Annotated in this window: 13 protein-coding genes and 2 pseudogenes; 4 read left to right on the forward strand and 11 right to left on the reverse strand. The window is 63.3% G+C overall.

Annotated elements, in window-relative coordinates; genetic code table 11:
• The first annotated feature begins 156 nt into the window (after positions 1-156).
• Together ACETMP_RS29500 and ACETMP_RS29505 are read left to right on the forward strand one after the other, a co-directional pair.
• Positions 157-444: a hypothetical protein gene (locus ACETMP_RS29500; protein WP_375158878.1), complete on the forward strand. Its 288-nt coding sequence runs from the start codon at positions 157-159 to the stop codon at positions 442-444.
• A 13-nt stretch (positions 445-457) separates the two neighbouring features.
• Positions 458-1363, forward strand: a complete 906-nt coding sequence (locus ACETMP_RS29505) for a hypothetical protein (RefSeq protein ID WP_375158879.1) — start codon at positions 458-460, stop codon at positions 1361-1363.
• Between the two features lie 4 nt (positions 1364-1367).
• On the opposite strand, the gene ACETMP_RS29510 is transcribed toward ACETMP_RS29505, so the two are convergent.
• Entirely contained in the window at positions 1368-2150 is a 783-nt protein-coding gene (locus ACETMP_RS29510) for a Crp/Fnr family transcriptional regulator (RefSeq protein ID WP_375158880.1), read from the reverse strand.
• Between the two features lie 276 nt (positions 2151-2426).
• On the opposite strand from ACETMP_RS29510, the gene ACETMP_RS29515 reads away from it, so the two are divergent.
• On the forward strand, positions 2427-2627 hold the full coding sequence (locus tag ACETMP_RS29515) for a hypothetical protein (RefSeq protein ID WP_375158881.1): 201 nt from the start codon (positions 2427-2429) through the stop codon (positions 2625-2627).
• Between the two features lie 61 nt (positions 2628-2688).
• Positions 2689-4455 carry an SDR family oxidoreductase gene (locus ACETMP_RS29520; RefSeq protein ID WP_375158882.1) on the forward strand — a complete coding sequence of 589 codons (1767 nt, stop codon included), beginning with the start codon at positions 2689-2691 and terminating at the stop codon, positions 4453-4455.
• Between the two features lie 18 nt (positions 4456-4473).
• Here ACETMP_RS29520 and ACETMP_RS29525 read toward each other — a convergent pair.
• The 10 genes and pseudogenes from ACETMP_RS29525 to ctaD form a co-directional block, all read right to left on the reverse strand.
• Positions 4474-4783: pseudogene (locus ACETMP_RS29525) on the reverse strand (membrane-bound PQQ-dependent dehydrogenase, glucose/quinate/shikimate family); the annotation flags it as partial.
• A gap of 45 nt (positions 4784-4828) precedes the next feature.
• Entirely contained in the window at positions 4829-5206 is a 378-nt protein-coding gene (locus tag ACETMP_RS29530; protein WP_375158883.1) for a c-type cytochrome, read from the reverse strand.
• 18 nt (positions 5207-5224) lie between these two features.
• The gene (locus ACETMP_RS29535) at positions 5225-5860 is read right to left on the reverse strand and encodes a c-type cytochrome (RefSeq protein WP_375158884.1); all 636 of its coding nucleotides are present in this window, start codon (positions 5858-5860) and stop codon (positions 5225-5227) included.
• The gene (locus tag ACETMP_RS29540; RefSeq protein ID WP_375158885.1) at positions 5860-6711 is read right to left on the reverse strand and encodes a substrate-binding domain-containing protein; all 852 of its coding nucleotides are present in this window, start codon (positions 6709-6711) and stop codon (positions 5860-5862) included. Before ACETMP_RS29540 ends, ACETMP_RS29535 begins: the two co-directional genes overlap by 1 nt.
• A pseudogene (locus ACETMP_RS29545) lies at positions 6695-8433 on the reverse strand (methanol/ethanol family PQQ-dependent dehydrogenase). The gene ACETMP_RS29540 and the pseudogene ACETMP_RS29545 overlap by 17 nt, the downstream one beginning before the upstream one ends.
• A 214-nt stretch (positions 8434-8647) precedes the next feature.
• Entirely contained in the window at positions 8648-9436 is a 789-nt protein-coding gene (locus tag ACETMP_RS29550; protein WP_375158886.1) for a heme-binding protein, read from the reverse strand.
• A gap of 83 nt (positions 9437-9519) precedes the next feature.
• Complete coding sequence (locus ACETMP_RS29555; RefSeq protein WP_375158887.1) at positions 9520-10443, reverse strand: cytochrome c oxidase assembly protein; 924 nt, start codon at positions 10441-10443, stop codon at positions 9520-9522.
• Positions 10431-10784 carry a hypothetical protein gene (locus ACETMP_RS29560; protein ID WP_375158888.1) on the reverse strand — a complete coding sequence of 118 codons (354 nt, stop codon included), beginning with the start codon at positions 10782-10784 and terminating at the stop codon, positions 10431-10433. Before ACETMP_RS29560 ends, ACETMP_RS29555 begins: the two co-directional genes overlap by 13 nt.
• On the reverse strand, positions 10781-11380 hold the full coding sequence (locus ACETMP_RS29565; RefSeq protein ID WP_375158889.1) for a heme-copper oxidase subunit III: 600 nt from the start codon (positions 11378-11380) through the stop codon (positions 10781-10783). Before ACETMP_RS29565 ends, ACETMP_RS29560 begins: the two co-directional genes overlap by 4 nt.
• Positions 11377-13284, reverse strand: a complete 1908-nt coding sequence (gene ctaD, locus ACETMP_RS29570; RefSeq protein ID WP_375162024.1) for a cytochrome c oxidase subunit I — start codon at positions 13282-13284, stop codon at positions 11377-11379. The genes ACETMP_RS29565 and ctaD overlap by 4 nt, the downstream gene beginning before the upstream one ends.
• Between the last annotated feature and the right edge of the window lies 1 nt (position 13285).

The following is a 13285-nucleotide window of genomic DNA, read 5'->3' on the forward strand; positions in this document are numbered from 1 at the left end:
GAACGAAGATCATCGTTGATGATGATGAAGAAGATGAAGCTGCGATCGCGCGTCACGTGGTGCGAAGAAGAACAAATCTTGCCGGCTCGCGTTCACCGCAAATGGCTCCAGCAATGACGGCGTCTTTGCTGGATCTGCACAGCAGTGAGGTGCCGCATGACGTCCAGGACGCAAGATAGCGAAGCCGAACAGACCACCGATCACGCCGCAATCCGCAAATGGGTCGACGAGCGCGGTGGGCAGCCGGCGACGGTCAAGGCGACGGAAGAGGAGGGGCACGCCGGCATCTTGCGGATCGATTTCGATCCGCCGGATGAGGCATTCGACCGCATCGGCTGGGACGAGTTCTTCGACAAGTTCGACGAAGCCGGTATTGCCTTCCTGCACCAGGACCGGACCAAGGACGGCAAGGTCAGCCGATTTCATAAATTCGTCCGACGCTAGCAGAGCTTAGGACGTGAACAGCTGGGTCGAGGCCATGCGAGCGGGTGATTTCGCCCGCGCCTGGGCCATCGCTGACCGGAATCTCGCGGTGCTGCAGCATCCGCCCAAGCACACCGGTCCGCGTCATGTCCAGCAGATTTGGCGCGGCGAGGCTCTCGCGGGCCGGCATGTGCTGGTCCGATGCTACCACGGACTAGGCGATACGATCCAGTTCCTGCGTTTCATGCAGCCTCTTCGGAATATCGCGCGAAGGGTCACGGTCTGGTGCCAGCCGGAACTTCTGCCACTGGCCGAGCGGACGGCAGGCGTCGATAGGGCTTTTGCTCTCCACGACGGCATACCCGAAGCGGATTTCGAGGTGGACATCGAAATCATGGAGGTGCCGCATGCGCTCAAGGTTGGACGGGAGCAGGTCGAGCGAGGGCCTTATTTGACGCTTCCGCCGAGGAGCGCGTCGGTGCCCCTCGACCGCAACAGTCTGGCTGTCGGTCTGATCTGGGAGGTTGGCCAGTGGGATAAGCGGCGCGCCGTGGCTCCCTCATTATTGCGCCGGCTCGCCGTTCCCGGCATCGTGCTTCATTCGCTGCAGAGAGGGACGACAGCCGAAGAGGTCGCGCAGATCGGTGCACGTGACATCAGCACGCCCGATATCGTGGCTCTCGGTCATCTTCTTCGCGAGCTCGATCTGGTCATTTGTGTCGACACGATGGTCGCGCATCTAGCGGGGGCGCTGGGTTGCGAAGCCTGGGTCCTGCTGCATGCCGACTGCGACTGGCGCTGGCCTTCGTCGGGGAACCGTTCTCCTTGGTATCGGAGCTTACGGCTGTTTCATCAAAGGACGATCGGTGACTGGGAAGGTGTCATCGCGGAAGTGAGATTGGCCCTGCAAGAGTGCGCCAGGTTCAGGAAGAAAGTCTGAGTTGTCAGGCCATCGCCACGGCGGCTTTGGTCTCTTGCCGTTGTGCCGGTCGTGTGCCTCGATCGCGCGGCCGGATACCAAGGTAGGCAGGATCGAACTCCGCCACGCGGACCAACCCGGGCCAGTCCGTGATCACCAGGGTCTTACCCTGCCATTGCAGCAGGTTGCCGCGCCGCAGCTCCTGGATGGTGCGGTTGGCGTGGACGGGAGAGATGCTGCAGGCGGCTGCGAGGTCGGACTGGGTGAAGGGCGAAGACAACCGAAAATCCTTGGCGAGCCCGACGTTCTGCAGGCGCGTGGTGATCTCGCAAAGCAGGTGGGCCACGCGTGTCAACGCATCCCGGCTGCCAAGATTTATGGTCCAGTTGCGCTGGATAGCGTGGTCACGAAGCAGCATCAGTAGCAGAGTACGCGACAAGGCAGGCGAGCGTGCCGATAGCTCGCGGAAGAAGCGATGCGGCACGAGCGCGACGACGGCGGGGCCGAGCGCAATGAGGTTGCCGTCGATGCGCGGCCGGTAGAGTGTCTGGAGATCAGCGATGTCGCCGGGAACGGAGATCGAGGTGATTTGTCCGCTTGCCCCTTCGGCGTCCTGCCAAGACAGATAACCTTGCAGGACCACGCAGCATTGATGGCTGTCGTCGCCGTGACGCAAAATGGCATGATGGGAATTGAGGTGCGCGATCGTGCTCGGCATGTCTGCCAGCAGGTCGAGATCACCCGCGGTCACGTCACCGAGACTCGCCAAATGATCGGCGAGTTTGGAAAAGGCAAATCCAGTCTGCATTGGTCTTCCGATCGCCCACGCCTTAGTCAACTCTGACCCAAATGGAAAAGGGCGGACAATAACCTGTGATACGATCCGTCGATTTCATGCGTACGCATGGAGGCTATCCTCAAAGTTCCCACTGCCAGAAGGATTACTGCCAGAAGGATTAGAGCTGCAGGCCGGTGCAACCACCTGAGTATCTTGTTCGGAAAGTTGATCGATCCTTAACAATCTTGAATCTCTCCTTCTCGCCGTTGCCGTAGTCTGAAGCCTTTCAGGCTGGAGGCCGCTCCGATGTTCGACACTGATACGACGGCGCTTTTGCGCACCGTGCTCGAAGAAGTGTGCGAAAGCATCTCCCGTCGCGAGATTGGTGCCCGGACTCACGTCGCCTCTAAGCTTCTGGAAGCAGCGACAAAGGGGCAGACCTCTCTTGACGACCTCAAGCAGGCCGGTTCCAGGGCTTTGTCCGAGGCCTGCGCCGCGCGGAGGTGAGTGTAAGAGGAACGAGCGTCCTATCCGGGCACTTGAACAAGGTCTCCACCGGAAAACGCTCATGCACGAATTTGATGCCGCTCCATTGACTGCGACCCTGACGAGGGCCACGGACGACATCTGGATTGTCGACGATCGACCCATCAGTGCAGCGGGCTTGCGTCTGCCCGTTCGCATGACGGTCATCCGGTTGTCCAACGGCGGCCTCATCCTGCACTCGCCAGTGCGATATTCGGCAGCTCTGCGCGATGAGCTGGAGCGTCTGGGCCCGATCAAATATCTGATGGCGCCGAACGTTGCGCATTGGATGTTCCTGCCGGCTTGGCAGAGAGAATTGCCGCAAGCACAAACTTTCGCGGCGCGCGGACTTTCGGCGCGGAAGCAGGTCCGCGAGGCGGGCCTCCATATCGACCGCGAGCTTGGCGCGTCGTCTCCCGAAGAGTGGGCTGTCGAACTCGAGACGGTGTCTGTCCAAGCCCCGATGTTTTCCGAGGTTGAGATTTTCGACAAGCGGAGCCGCAGCTTGGTGCTGACGGATCTCGTGCAAAATCTCGATCCTCACCACCTTCCTGCCTCAAATCAGGCTGCCGCAAGCCTGCTTGGTATCGCCAAGCCCGACGGGATGGCACCGATCTATTTGCGGATGCTGTTGCGCCTGGGCGGTCGTTCGGTCCAGGCCGCGGCAGAGCGGCTTGTGGGCCTTGCGCCCGAGCGGGTCATTTTTGCCCACGGCGACTGGTTCGAGACAGGAGGCACCGAGCGTCTCCGCCGGTCGTTGCGATGGCTGCTTCCTGCCAGCGCTTCGCGATCGCCAGCCCGGTCAATGGCGGACACGCGGGTCGTCATTACGGGAGCACCCAGCGGAATAGGCCGGGCTGCGGCGCTGGCATTCGCGCGGGAAGGCGCGAGCGTGGTGCTCGCCGCGCGTCGTGGGGAGATCCTGACGCGGCTTGCCGCGGAGTGCGAGGCGCTGGGAGGCCGCGCATTGGCTGTCGCGACCGACGTCACCGATGCCGACGCGGTGCAACGACTGGCCAGACGGACGGAGGACGCGTTCGGCGGGATCGACCTCTGGATCAACAATGCCGGCACGGGTGTATTCGGCCGCTATCAGGACGCTGATCTCGCGCTGCATCGCCGGACGATCGAGGTGAACTTGCTGGGCGCCATGAACGGCGCCTTCGCGGTCCTTCCGATCTTCCTGCGCCAGCAGCGAGGCATCCTGATCAACAATATTTCGCTTGGGGGATGGGCGCCGACACCGTTCGCGGCCGCGTACACCGCCAGCAAGTTCGGCCTGCGTGGGTTCACAGCAAGCCTGCGGCAAGAACTCAGGGCACATCCCCACATCCATGTCTGCGGTGTCTTCCCGGCGATGGTGGATACGCCGGGATTCGTCCACGGCGCCAACATGTCCGGGAAGAGGCTCGATCCGGGTCGGTTGTTGTACCAGTCCGAAGACGTTGCCCAGACCTTCTTGAACCTGGTCCGCGCGCCGCGCGATGAGGTGGCCGTCGGCTGGCCGGCCCGAGCGGGTCAGATCGCCTATGCGGTCGCGCCGAAACTAACTGAAGATCTGGTGGGAAGCGCATTCCGGCTCCTGCTGTCGCGGGCGCGGCGCGCACCGATCAGCGAGGGAAGCATGATCGAGGCGTCGCCACCGGGCACGTCGGTCGACGGAGGCTGGCTGGTGCGGAAGCAGCTGCCGCCGGCCGGGATCATCAGCAAAGGGATTGCTGTACTTGGGATCGCTGCGTGTGCTGGTGTCGTGGCCTCAGCGCTTGCGCGCCCGCGCCGGCGGATCAGGACACGACGTCGCCGGGCATAGATAGGTCGTGCCGGCCGATCAAGGCAGCGCGTAAGCGCGCACGTGGTCGCCGAGCTTGGTGCCGAACGAGCCGTGGCCGCCATCGACCGTGACGACATATTGCTTGCCGCCTGCCTCATATGTCATCGGCGTGGATTGCCCCCCGGCCGGAAAGGCCGATCCTGCCAGAGCTGCCTGCCGTCGCGAACGTCGAACGCCCTGATGTAGTCGTCCATCGTCCCCGTGATAAAATGACGCCGCCCGCGGTCACGATCGGGCCACCCAGCATGGGAACGCCGAGCTTGAAGGGCAGCGGCAGCGGAGCCTGGTCGCGGATCGTGCCGATGCGTGTCGCGGAACAAGCTTGCAGGGCGCGGTGTGGGATTCATGTGGTCTACTTCAGCGTATAGAGAAACGCCGCGATGTCCCGCGCGTCCTTCTGCGGGATGCCCATTTTGGGCATGGCGTTGCCCGGCAACGCGCGCTGCGGATCTTCGATCCAGTCGGCCATGTTGTCCGGCGAGTTCCAGATGTAGCCGGCGATGTAGGTCCGGGTGCCGATCCGGTGCAGCGGCGGGCCGACATTGCCGTCGGCACCGGCAATGCCGGGAATGTCATGACAGGTGCCGCATTGATACCGCTTGACGAGGTCGCTGCCGCGGCGCGCATCGCCGGTGAAATTGTCGGGGCCGGTGGCCTTGCCCGGCTCGCAGGCGGCAGCCGTCACGGCCAGCAGCGCGACGATCGGCAATCGTGTCGTTGGATGGACCATCGGCTGCTCCGCATTCCATCAGGGCTTCTGGCCGAAGTTGAAGGCCTTGGTGGCAGACCACGGATCAGTCGTCGAGACCTGCTCGCTCGGCACCTGCTCGAGCTCAGGCGACAATGGGTCTGCCGAGAAGGTGCGGCCCCATTGCCGGTTCGGCTCGTTGCTGATCTTGCCGATATAGGTAACGAGGTCCCAGATCACGCTGTCGGGCAGCACGCCGCCCCAGGCCGGCATGCCGTTGGGCCGTCCCTGGTAGATCGACAGATAGATGTTCTCCGGCTGCGAGCCGTATGTGAACAGGTTGTTGCTCAGTGCCGGTCCCATGCCGCCGCCGCCATTCGGCGCGTGGCAGCCGACGCAATTGAAATTGACGTAATAGGTCATCCCGCGCTGCTCGGCATTGGGGTCGCCCTGCACTGGGTTCTTGATCACAGGCGGATCCGGCTGAGCGCCCGGGAATAGCGTGGTCACGGGGACCTGCATGAACACGCCCGGCCTGCCGTTGCCGACGCTGCCGCCGAAATTCGGCCGCGGCGCCAGCGTCGGCATCTGCGCCTCCTGCGACTGCGGCAGGGTCTGTTGGGCGAGCGAGGCGCTGTTCGGCACGACCGCCAGCAGTAGCGATAAGGCGCTCGCGCGCAGCGGTGAGGCAGACATTACTCGTGTCCTCCCGAGACCGTCACGGGCTCCTCGATCAAGGGCACGCCGTAGCTCCGCAGCAGCCCGGCGATCTCGGATCGATGCTCGTCGATGAACGCGTTGAGCTGGTCGGCCAGCGCGTGGTCCCCCTTGCGAACGCCCATCGAAATGGCGAACTGGAACTGTTGAGGTGCGAAGCGGTCGCCATCCCGGATCGGGATGACTGACAGCGGCACCTTGGAATGCGCGGCGAAATAGCCGCCCAACGGACCCCAGGCGGCGGCGACGTCGATCTTGCCGTGTTCGACCGCCTCGATCAGGCGTGCAGGCGGATCGGCCTGACGATAGTCCCCATAAATCGAGTATCCCCGGACATTGTCGACGATGCCGAGCTGGCCGAGTGCCTGTGCGGGCGGTGGGTTGTTGCCGTCGTCGCCTACGAGATGCACGCCGATCGTCAGGCGATGGAGGCGGGGATCGAGCAGGGACGAGAGGTCGAGATGCGCGTCCTGGCGGCTGACGAAAACATAGGTCGAGCGATAATAGGGCTTCGTGGTCTCTACGAGCTCGTAGCCGACAGGAACGCCCATCACGACGTCGCATTTCTCGGCCTTGAGCGTGTTGCGGATGAAGCCCCGACGCTGTGCCCACCATGTGTAGGACACCGACCGTCCCAGCGCCTCGGCCACCATCGAAGCGAGCTTGTTCTCAAAACCGGCTACGGCGCTATTGGAGAACGGCAGATTGTTCGGATCAGCGCAGACGCGAAGCTCGCCATTCGGCGCGGCGGCTACCGAGGATACGATCCCGATCGGGCCGGCAAGAGCGAGAGCAACAGCAAGGACGGCCCAATCACTGCGGAGGCGCATGGCTGCCGTCCTGGTTGCTGGTGCCGCCGAGCTTGAACACCAGAAGCTCACTGCCACCTGCCGTGTAGAATGGCAGGTCCTGCATCGCACCGGTGAAGCCGAGCGCGCCGTTGCGCACGCGCTGATCCACCTCTGCATTCGCCACTACACCAGGCCAGCCGCCGACACCGGAGAGGATCGCGATGTATTGCTGCCCATCGGATCCCCGATAGGAGATCGGCTGACCGATGAACCCGGAGCCCGCGCGAAACTGCCAAAGCAATTTGCCGGTTTTCGCGTCCACCGCCTTGAACAGACGATCCATCGTTCCGTAGAAGGCGACGTCCCCCGCGGTTACCAGCGCGCCGCTCCAAACCGGCAGCTTCTCGTGAATCTCCCACACCTTCTTCCGAGCGACCGGGTCCCACGCCATGAACACGCCGCGGTGGCCGCCCGGCCCGGCATACATGTCGACATCGGCGCCGACATAGGGCGTGCCGGCGATGTAGCCGACCTGCGACGCCTTGAAGTTCATGCAGAGATGCTGATGTGGAACGTAGAGAAGCTTGGTACGGGGCGACCAGGCGGACGGTTGCCAGTCCTTGGCGCCCGGGGCGGTCGGGCAGATGTTCTCGACCGTCTTGCCGACCAGAGGGGTCTTCTCCTCATTGGGGATGATCTTGCCGGTCTTGAGGTCGACGCCCTTATAGGCGTTCACGTACTCATAGGCGTCCGCCGAGATCACCTCGCCGGAGGTTCGGTCCATCACGTACATATAGCCGTTGCGTCCGGGGTGGATCAGCACCTTGCGCGGCTGGCCATTGAGCTCGAGGTCGACCAGCACGTTCTCGTTGACTTCGTCATGGTCGAACAGATCGTGCGGGTTGACCTGATACGCCCATTTCGCTTGGCCGTTGTCGGGATCCCGCGCGAAGATGGTGGTGCTCCAGAGATTGTCGCCGCTGCGCTGGTTCGCATTCCACGGGCTGGGATTGGCGGTGCCGTAATAGATCAGGTTGAGGTCGGCGTCGTAGGAAATCCATCCCCACATGGTGCCGCCGCCGACCTGCCAGCGGTCGGCGGGCCAGCTCTTGACGCCGAGATCTTTGCCTTTGAGGTTGTCGTAAAGGGCTTGAAATCGTCGCCGATCAAGACGTCCTTGTCGGGGCCCGTGGCATAGGCGCGCCAGGCGATGGCACCGGTGTTCTCGTCGAGCGCAGTCACCCAGCCGCGAACGCCCATCTCACCGCCGCTGTTGCCGATGAGCACCTTGCCCTTCACGACGACCGGCGCCATCGTGATGGTCTCGCCCTTGTTGATCTCTCCGAGTTTCGTATGCCAGAGCTCCTTACCGGTCTTGGCATCGAGCGCGACCGAGTGATTGTCCAGCGTATTGAGAAAGATCTTGCCGTTATCGAAAGCGAGCCCGCGATTGACGACGTCGCAGCAGGCAACGCCCGCTGCGGCCGGCTCCGGCCTCGGTGCGTAGGACCATTTCAGCTCGCCTGTCGTCGCATCCAGCGCGAAGACGCGGTTCGGGTAAGGTCCGGCGTAGGGGCTGACCACATACATGGTCCCGTCAACGACCAGCGGGGCGGCCTCCTGGCCGCGATCGGCTCCGACCGAAAACGTCCAGGCAAGTTGCAGGCGTGAGGCATTGCTGGCGTTGATCTGATTGAGTTCGCTGTAGCGCGTGTTGGCGTAGTCCCGCGCCGCCATCGGCCACTGGCCGGGATCCTTCATGCGACTGACGAGATCGGTCTGGGCAAAGCCGGGGGAAAGCAACACAAGCCAGGCGCAGAGCGTAGTCGGTATTCCCCACAGCAACTGCCTGAGGCCGAAACTTAACATAAGCGAAGATCTCCACGGCATTGACGAGGCCTTGCCGCGTTGCAGGCCGGTTTGCGAACGTACAAACGTTGTACGCACGCTTGGTTCCTAAGTTCCGGGAGTCTGGCTATCTCACGACGTTTCCCGAGACGCCGGCACCGAGATCGACCGCAATCTGGTCCTCCTTGCCGTTGCACTTGGGATGACCGAAGCCCGACGGGCTTTTGCCGTCCGGTCCGATGTCGTAGATGATCGCGTCCTTCATGTTGGGACTGACGCCGGCCGGCACATGATCGAGGCCGAGGAGGTGGCGAATGCGCCAGGCCACGTTGTGGTCCGCACACGAGCTGTCGCCGCTCACGCCGAGCGCACCCGCGATGCCGTTGCCATCGTAAAGGGCGAGCCCACCGCCGAACACGATCACGCCGCCAACAGGCTTGCCGACCATCGGATCCTTTGCCGTGCCGAACTCGTCGGGTGTGCCGGCATAGATGACTTCCGGAGAGGGCGGATTGCTGAGCGCCGCACCAAATAGAAAGCCGCCGGGCTGTGCGCCCGCGTAGAGATTGGCAGTGGCCATCGCCTTGTCCTTCAGGCTGAACGCATTCGCAGTGTTGGCCTTCTCGGCGGCGATCGCACGGCTGCCGGGCCACTGATCGTCGACCTTGCTGCCGCTGTAAGCGACGGCGCAAACCACCCCCTGGCGATTGACGACGGCAGCCCATTCATTGTTGTCGAGGCCGCCATTGCTGGGGCCGCCGCCGGGCTTGACACTCTTCTTGAGAATGTCGGCGAGCTGATCATGGTCGACCGGACACGACATTCCCGGGCGCGGCTGATCTTGCGCGATGGCACCTTGCGGCGGCGCAAGGGCGGCTATGAGAATGACAGTCGCCACGACGGTTTGTTTGCGCATAGGGCCTCCACGGAAATATCGCGCGTCAACTGGCGAACGTTGCAACACACCTGCGGTTCCTACGTTCACAGTGCCCGGATCGTTCAGCCGGCATGGTGAGCCGCCGGCATTTGGGAGCGCGCCGGGACAGTGATGAGCCACCGATAGGCGAAGAACAGTGCAGCGCCGGTGTAGAGAATCCCCATCGGTACCCACATCAAGATGCCCGCGAGTTGCTGATCTTCCAGCGGAGATAAGTCGAACTCGCCGGCGAGAGCGCCCTGGCCGGGAATCCAGACGCGCGTCGATAGCGTCAACAGCGCTCCGAGCACACCGGAATGAAGAACGGTGACGAACAGGCATCCGATCGCGATGCCGTCCCGCAGCCGCAGGCTGCGTCCGACGCCGCGGCCATGGAAAAGTACCCACCAGAACAACAGCGCGGTGGCAAAGAAGCTGATGTGCTGGAGGCGATGAATGGCGGTGTTTTCGAGCGCCAACGCATAGAGCGGCGGCGCATGCCAGGCCCAGAGCGCCAAGGCATGCAGGGCGGTCGCGCTGATGGGATGGCTGATGACGGCCCATGGCCGTGCCACAATCGACCAATTCAACAGACGGCCCGCCGCCGGCCGCAGCGAGGCGGGCAGACTCCACATCATCGGCCCGTTGATCCGGGCGTACGCCATCAGCGGCGCGCCGACCACCATGAGCAGTTCGTGTTCGATCATGTGCGCCGTGAACAGGCGCTCGCCGAGCCAATGCAACGGCGAGGTGAGGGCGAGCGCGACGATCAGCCAGCCGGTCCAGAACGCACCGACCTGACGGAAGCGGACGCCGCGGCCTCCACCCGCATGGCGCCACAGCCGTTGCGTGCCGATGTAAAAGGAGATGCCGACGACATAGAGCGGGACCAGAAGCCAGGGATCGGAGCTCCAGAGCGAGCCCGCATCGACCTCGGAGATGCCGTGCGCCGTCGCAGGCGTTGCCAGCAGGCCGAGCAGGATTGCCAGGAGGCTCAGCGCAGGCATGGGCTGATCATCAACGAGGCCGCGAGCTGGTTCGCGATGACCAGCGCGAACAGAACGCCGGAGCCGACGCCAAGCCAGGCCATGAACGCCCGGGGGCCGCCGCCTTGCGCATCGCTCCATTCCGCACCGGCGCCCCGACGGATGGCGCGGGCGGATATGGCCGTGCCTGCGAGGGCAATGCCGGCGAGCACCGCGCTCATGATCGCGCCGCTGAACTTGGTCGATTCGCATGAGAAATGAGCGAGCGCGTAGATCCCCTGCAAGTTGATGCCCCAGGCCAGGGGGCCGAGCGCGACGCCCGCCCAATAGAGTAGTTTCGCGTGTCGTTCGGTAGCGGTCATAGGCGGGGCACCCAGTCGAGCAGCGCGTAGAGCGGCAGCCAGGCCAGCACGACGAAGTTCCAGTAAAACACGTTGTCGGTGACGTCGCTGAACCTGCGCGGCTTCGCGTGCCGCGTGAACATCAGCACCGTCAGCACGACGGTGTCGCCGAGATCGGTGACGAGATGGGTCGTGTGCAGCCCGAGGATCAGCCAGACGATCGATCCGTAGGCGGAATTGTCCCAGCGCGTGTTGAGATGGGCGAATTCGAACCCGCGCAACACCAGCAGGGCGATGCCGATCAGCGACATCACGATCAGGCCTGTGCGTACCCTGGCAAGATCCTGCCGGTGTGCCGCGCGGTTGGTCATCTCGTTGGGGATGATGCTCAGGAGATAGATGATGACCTCGGTCGTGCCGGGCCAGAGATCGGGCGGGGTAGCGCCAATCGGCCAGGTGGGATTTACGGCGTAGAGATAAAGATAGGCGCCGATGGCAAGTGCAAACCCCATGCCTTCCAGCGCCATGAAGCCCATGGCGCCCCACCACGGCCCGCTTTGCGGACCGTAACCATAGGTCGGCAAGTCACCGACATTTCGAACGATGGTCTGCCTCACTCCTCGTCCTCCTTGTGGCCGGCGGGCCAGAACCAGCCGATCAGGGCGACGGCCATGGGTGGAGTGCCCCACAGCACGGCCCACGGCGTGAAGATCGAGCCGATGAAGAACACGGTCGTCGCGATGGCTGTGAGCAGTGGCCAGATGCTCGGTTCGGGCGACGCCTCTCGAATTTGCGGCTCCGCTTCGGCGAGCGACGTCAAGAGCACTTCGCGGCGCTCCGCGCTGAGACCTGCGACCACCGGCAAGCTTTCATTGTCGAACCAAAGGGGATCGCGGTGCTTGACGACGGGAATGCGATCGAAATTCTGCGGCGGCGGGGGTGAGGATGTCGCCCATTCCAGGGTGGAGGCGTCCCAGGGATTGTCGCCCGCGAGCGCGCCGTTGCGCAGACTGTGGATCACGTTCGCGAGCAGCAGCGCGAAGCTGAGCGCGAATATGAGGGCACCGCCGCTCGAGAGCAGATTGAGATGCGCCCAGTCCATGTCGGCGGTGTAGGTGTAGACGCGTCGCGGCATTCCGATCAGTCCGAGGATGTGCATCGGAAAGAACGCGACGTTGAAGCCAACGAAGGCGAGCCAGAAGTTCCAGCGTCCCAGCCGCTCGCTCAGCATCCGGCCGGTGATCTTGGGAAACCAGTAATAGACGGCGCCGATCAGCGGGAAGACGGCGCCGCCGATCAGCACGTAATGGAAGTGGGCGACGACGAAATAGGTGTCATGCACCTGGGTGTCGATGGGCACCGAGGCGACCATCACGCCCGACAGACCACCCATGACGAAGATCACGATGAAGCCGATCACGAACAACAGTGGCGTACGGTAGACCGGACGGCCATCCCAAAGTGTCGCCAGCCAGCAGAAGATCTGCAGACCACTGGGCACCGCGATCAGCATGCTGGAGGCCGTGAACAGGCCGGCGCCGAGCTGAGGCAAGCCCGTGACAAACATGTGGTGGACCCACAGGCCGAACGACAGGAAGCCCGTCGCGATCAGCGAGAGGATGACCACGGGATACCCGACCACCGGACGCCGGGCAAACGTTGCGAGGATCGCCGAGACCATGCCGGTGCCGGGGATGAAGATGATGTAGACCTCGGGATGGCCGAAAAACCAGAACAGATGCTGCCACAGCAGGGGATGCCCGCCCGACGAGGAATCGTAGAAGCGCGTGTTCACGAGGCGGTCGAGGATCAGCGACGTCGATGCGACCATGATGGATGGCATGGCGAACATCACCAGAAAACTGGTGACCAGCATCGCCCAGACGAAGAGGGGGATTCGGTCGAGCGTCATGCCCGGCGCGCGCTGCTTGAACACGGTCACGACGATCTCGACAGAGACCGCAAGCGCGGCCACCTCGGTGAAGGTGATCATTTGCGCCCAGACGTCGGGCCGTTTGGTGGGCGTGTACTGCAAGGAGGACAGTGGGACATAGGCAAACCAGCCGACATCCGGACCCACGTTGAGGGCGAAGGAAATCCAGAGGAAGCAGCCTCCGAACAGAAACATCCAGTAGCTGAAGGCGTTCAGTCGCGGGAATGCAATGTTCCGGGTTCCGACCATCAGCGGCACGAGGTAGACGGCGAACGCCTCCATCACCGGCACGGCGAACAGGAACATCATCGTCGAGCCGTGCATGGTGAAGATCTGGTTGTACTTGTCCGCCGACAGAAACGTGCTCTCGGGCTTGGCGAGCTGGACGCGCATGAGCACCGCGAGAAGCCCGCCGAGCAGCAGAAATGCGAATGCCGTGACGATGTAGCGGCGCCCGACGACCTTGTGGTCCACCGACATCAGCGCGCCGAAAAAGCCGGATGGCGTGCGCCAGATGCTTTCCATACGCGCCGAAAGCTGAAGGCCATTCAGCGCGTCATCACGCAACTCGCGTTGCTCGGCCACCATG

The sequence above is a fragment of the Bradyrhizobium dasycarpum genome, assembly GCF_042019905.1.
GTDB lineage: Bacteria > Pseudomonadota > Alphaproteobacteria > Rhizobiales > Xanthobacteraceae > Bradyrhizobium > Bradyrhizobium japonicum_B.

What these genes read in the sequence shown, in the direction of transcription:
- ACETMP_RS29540 (WP_375158885.1), bottom strand. Translation starts at nt 6,711, where the DNA reads ATGCGCCTCCGCAGTGATTGGGCCGTCCTTGCTGTTGCTCTCGCTCTT.
- ACETMP_RS29535 (WP_375158884.1), bottom strand. Translation starts at nt 5,860, where the DNA reads ATGTCTGCCTCACCGCTGCGCGCGAGCGCCTTATCGCTACTGCTGGCG.
- ACETMP_RS29560 (WP_375158888.1), bottom strand. Translation starts at nt 10,784, where the DNA reads ATGACCGCTACCGAACGACACGCGAAACTACTCTATTGGGCGGGCGTC.
- ACETMP_RS29510 (WP_375158880.1), bottom strand. Translation starts at nt 2,150, where the DNA reads ATGCAGACTGGATTTGCCTTTTCCAAACTCGCCGATCATTTGGCGAGT.
- ctaD (WP_375162024.1), bottom strand. Translation starts at nt 13,284, where the DNA reads ATGGTGGCCGAGCAACGCGAGTTGCGTGATGACGCGCTGAATGGCCTT.
- ACETMP_RS29550 (WP_375158886.1), bottom strand. Translation starts at nt 9,436, where the DNA reads ATGCGCAAACAAACCGTCGTGGCGACTGTCATTCTCATAGCCGCCCTT.
- ACETMP_RS29500 (WP_375158878.1), top strand. Translation starts at nt 157, where the DNA reads ATGACGTCCAGGACGCAAGATAGCGAAGCCGAACAGACCACCGATCAC.
- ACETMP_RS29530 (WP_375158883.1), bottom strand. Translation starts at nt 5,206, where the DNA reads ATGGTCCATCCAACGACACGATTGCCGATCGTCGCGCTGCTGGCCGTG.
- ACETMP_RS29520 (WP_375158882.1), top strand. Translation starts at nt 2,689, where the DNA reads ATGCACGAATTTGATGCCGCTCCATTGACTGCGACCCTGACGAGGGCC.
- ACETMP_RS29515 (WP_375158881.1), top strand. Translation starts at nt 2,427, where the DNA reads ATGTTCGACACTGATACGACGGCGCTTTTGCGCACCGTGCTCGAAGAA.
- ACETMP_RS29555 (WP_375158887.1), bottom strand. Translation starts at nt 10,443, where the DNA reads ATGCCTGCGCTGAGCCTCCTGGCAATCCTGCTCGGCCTGCTGGCAACG.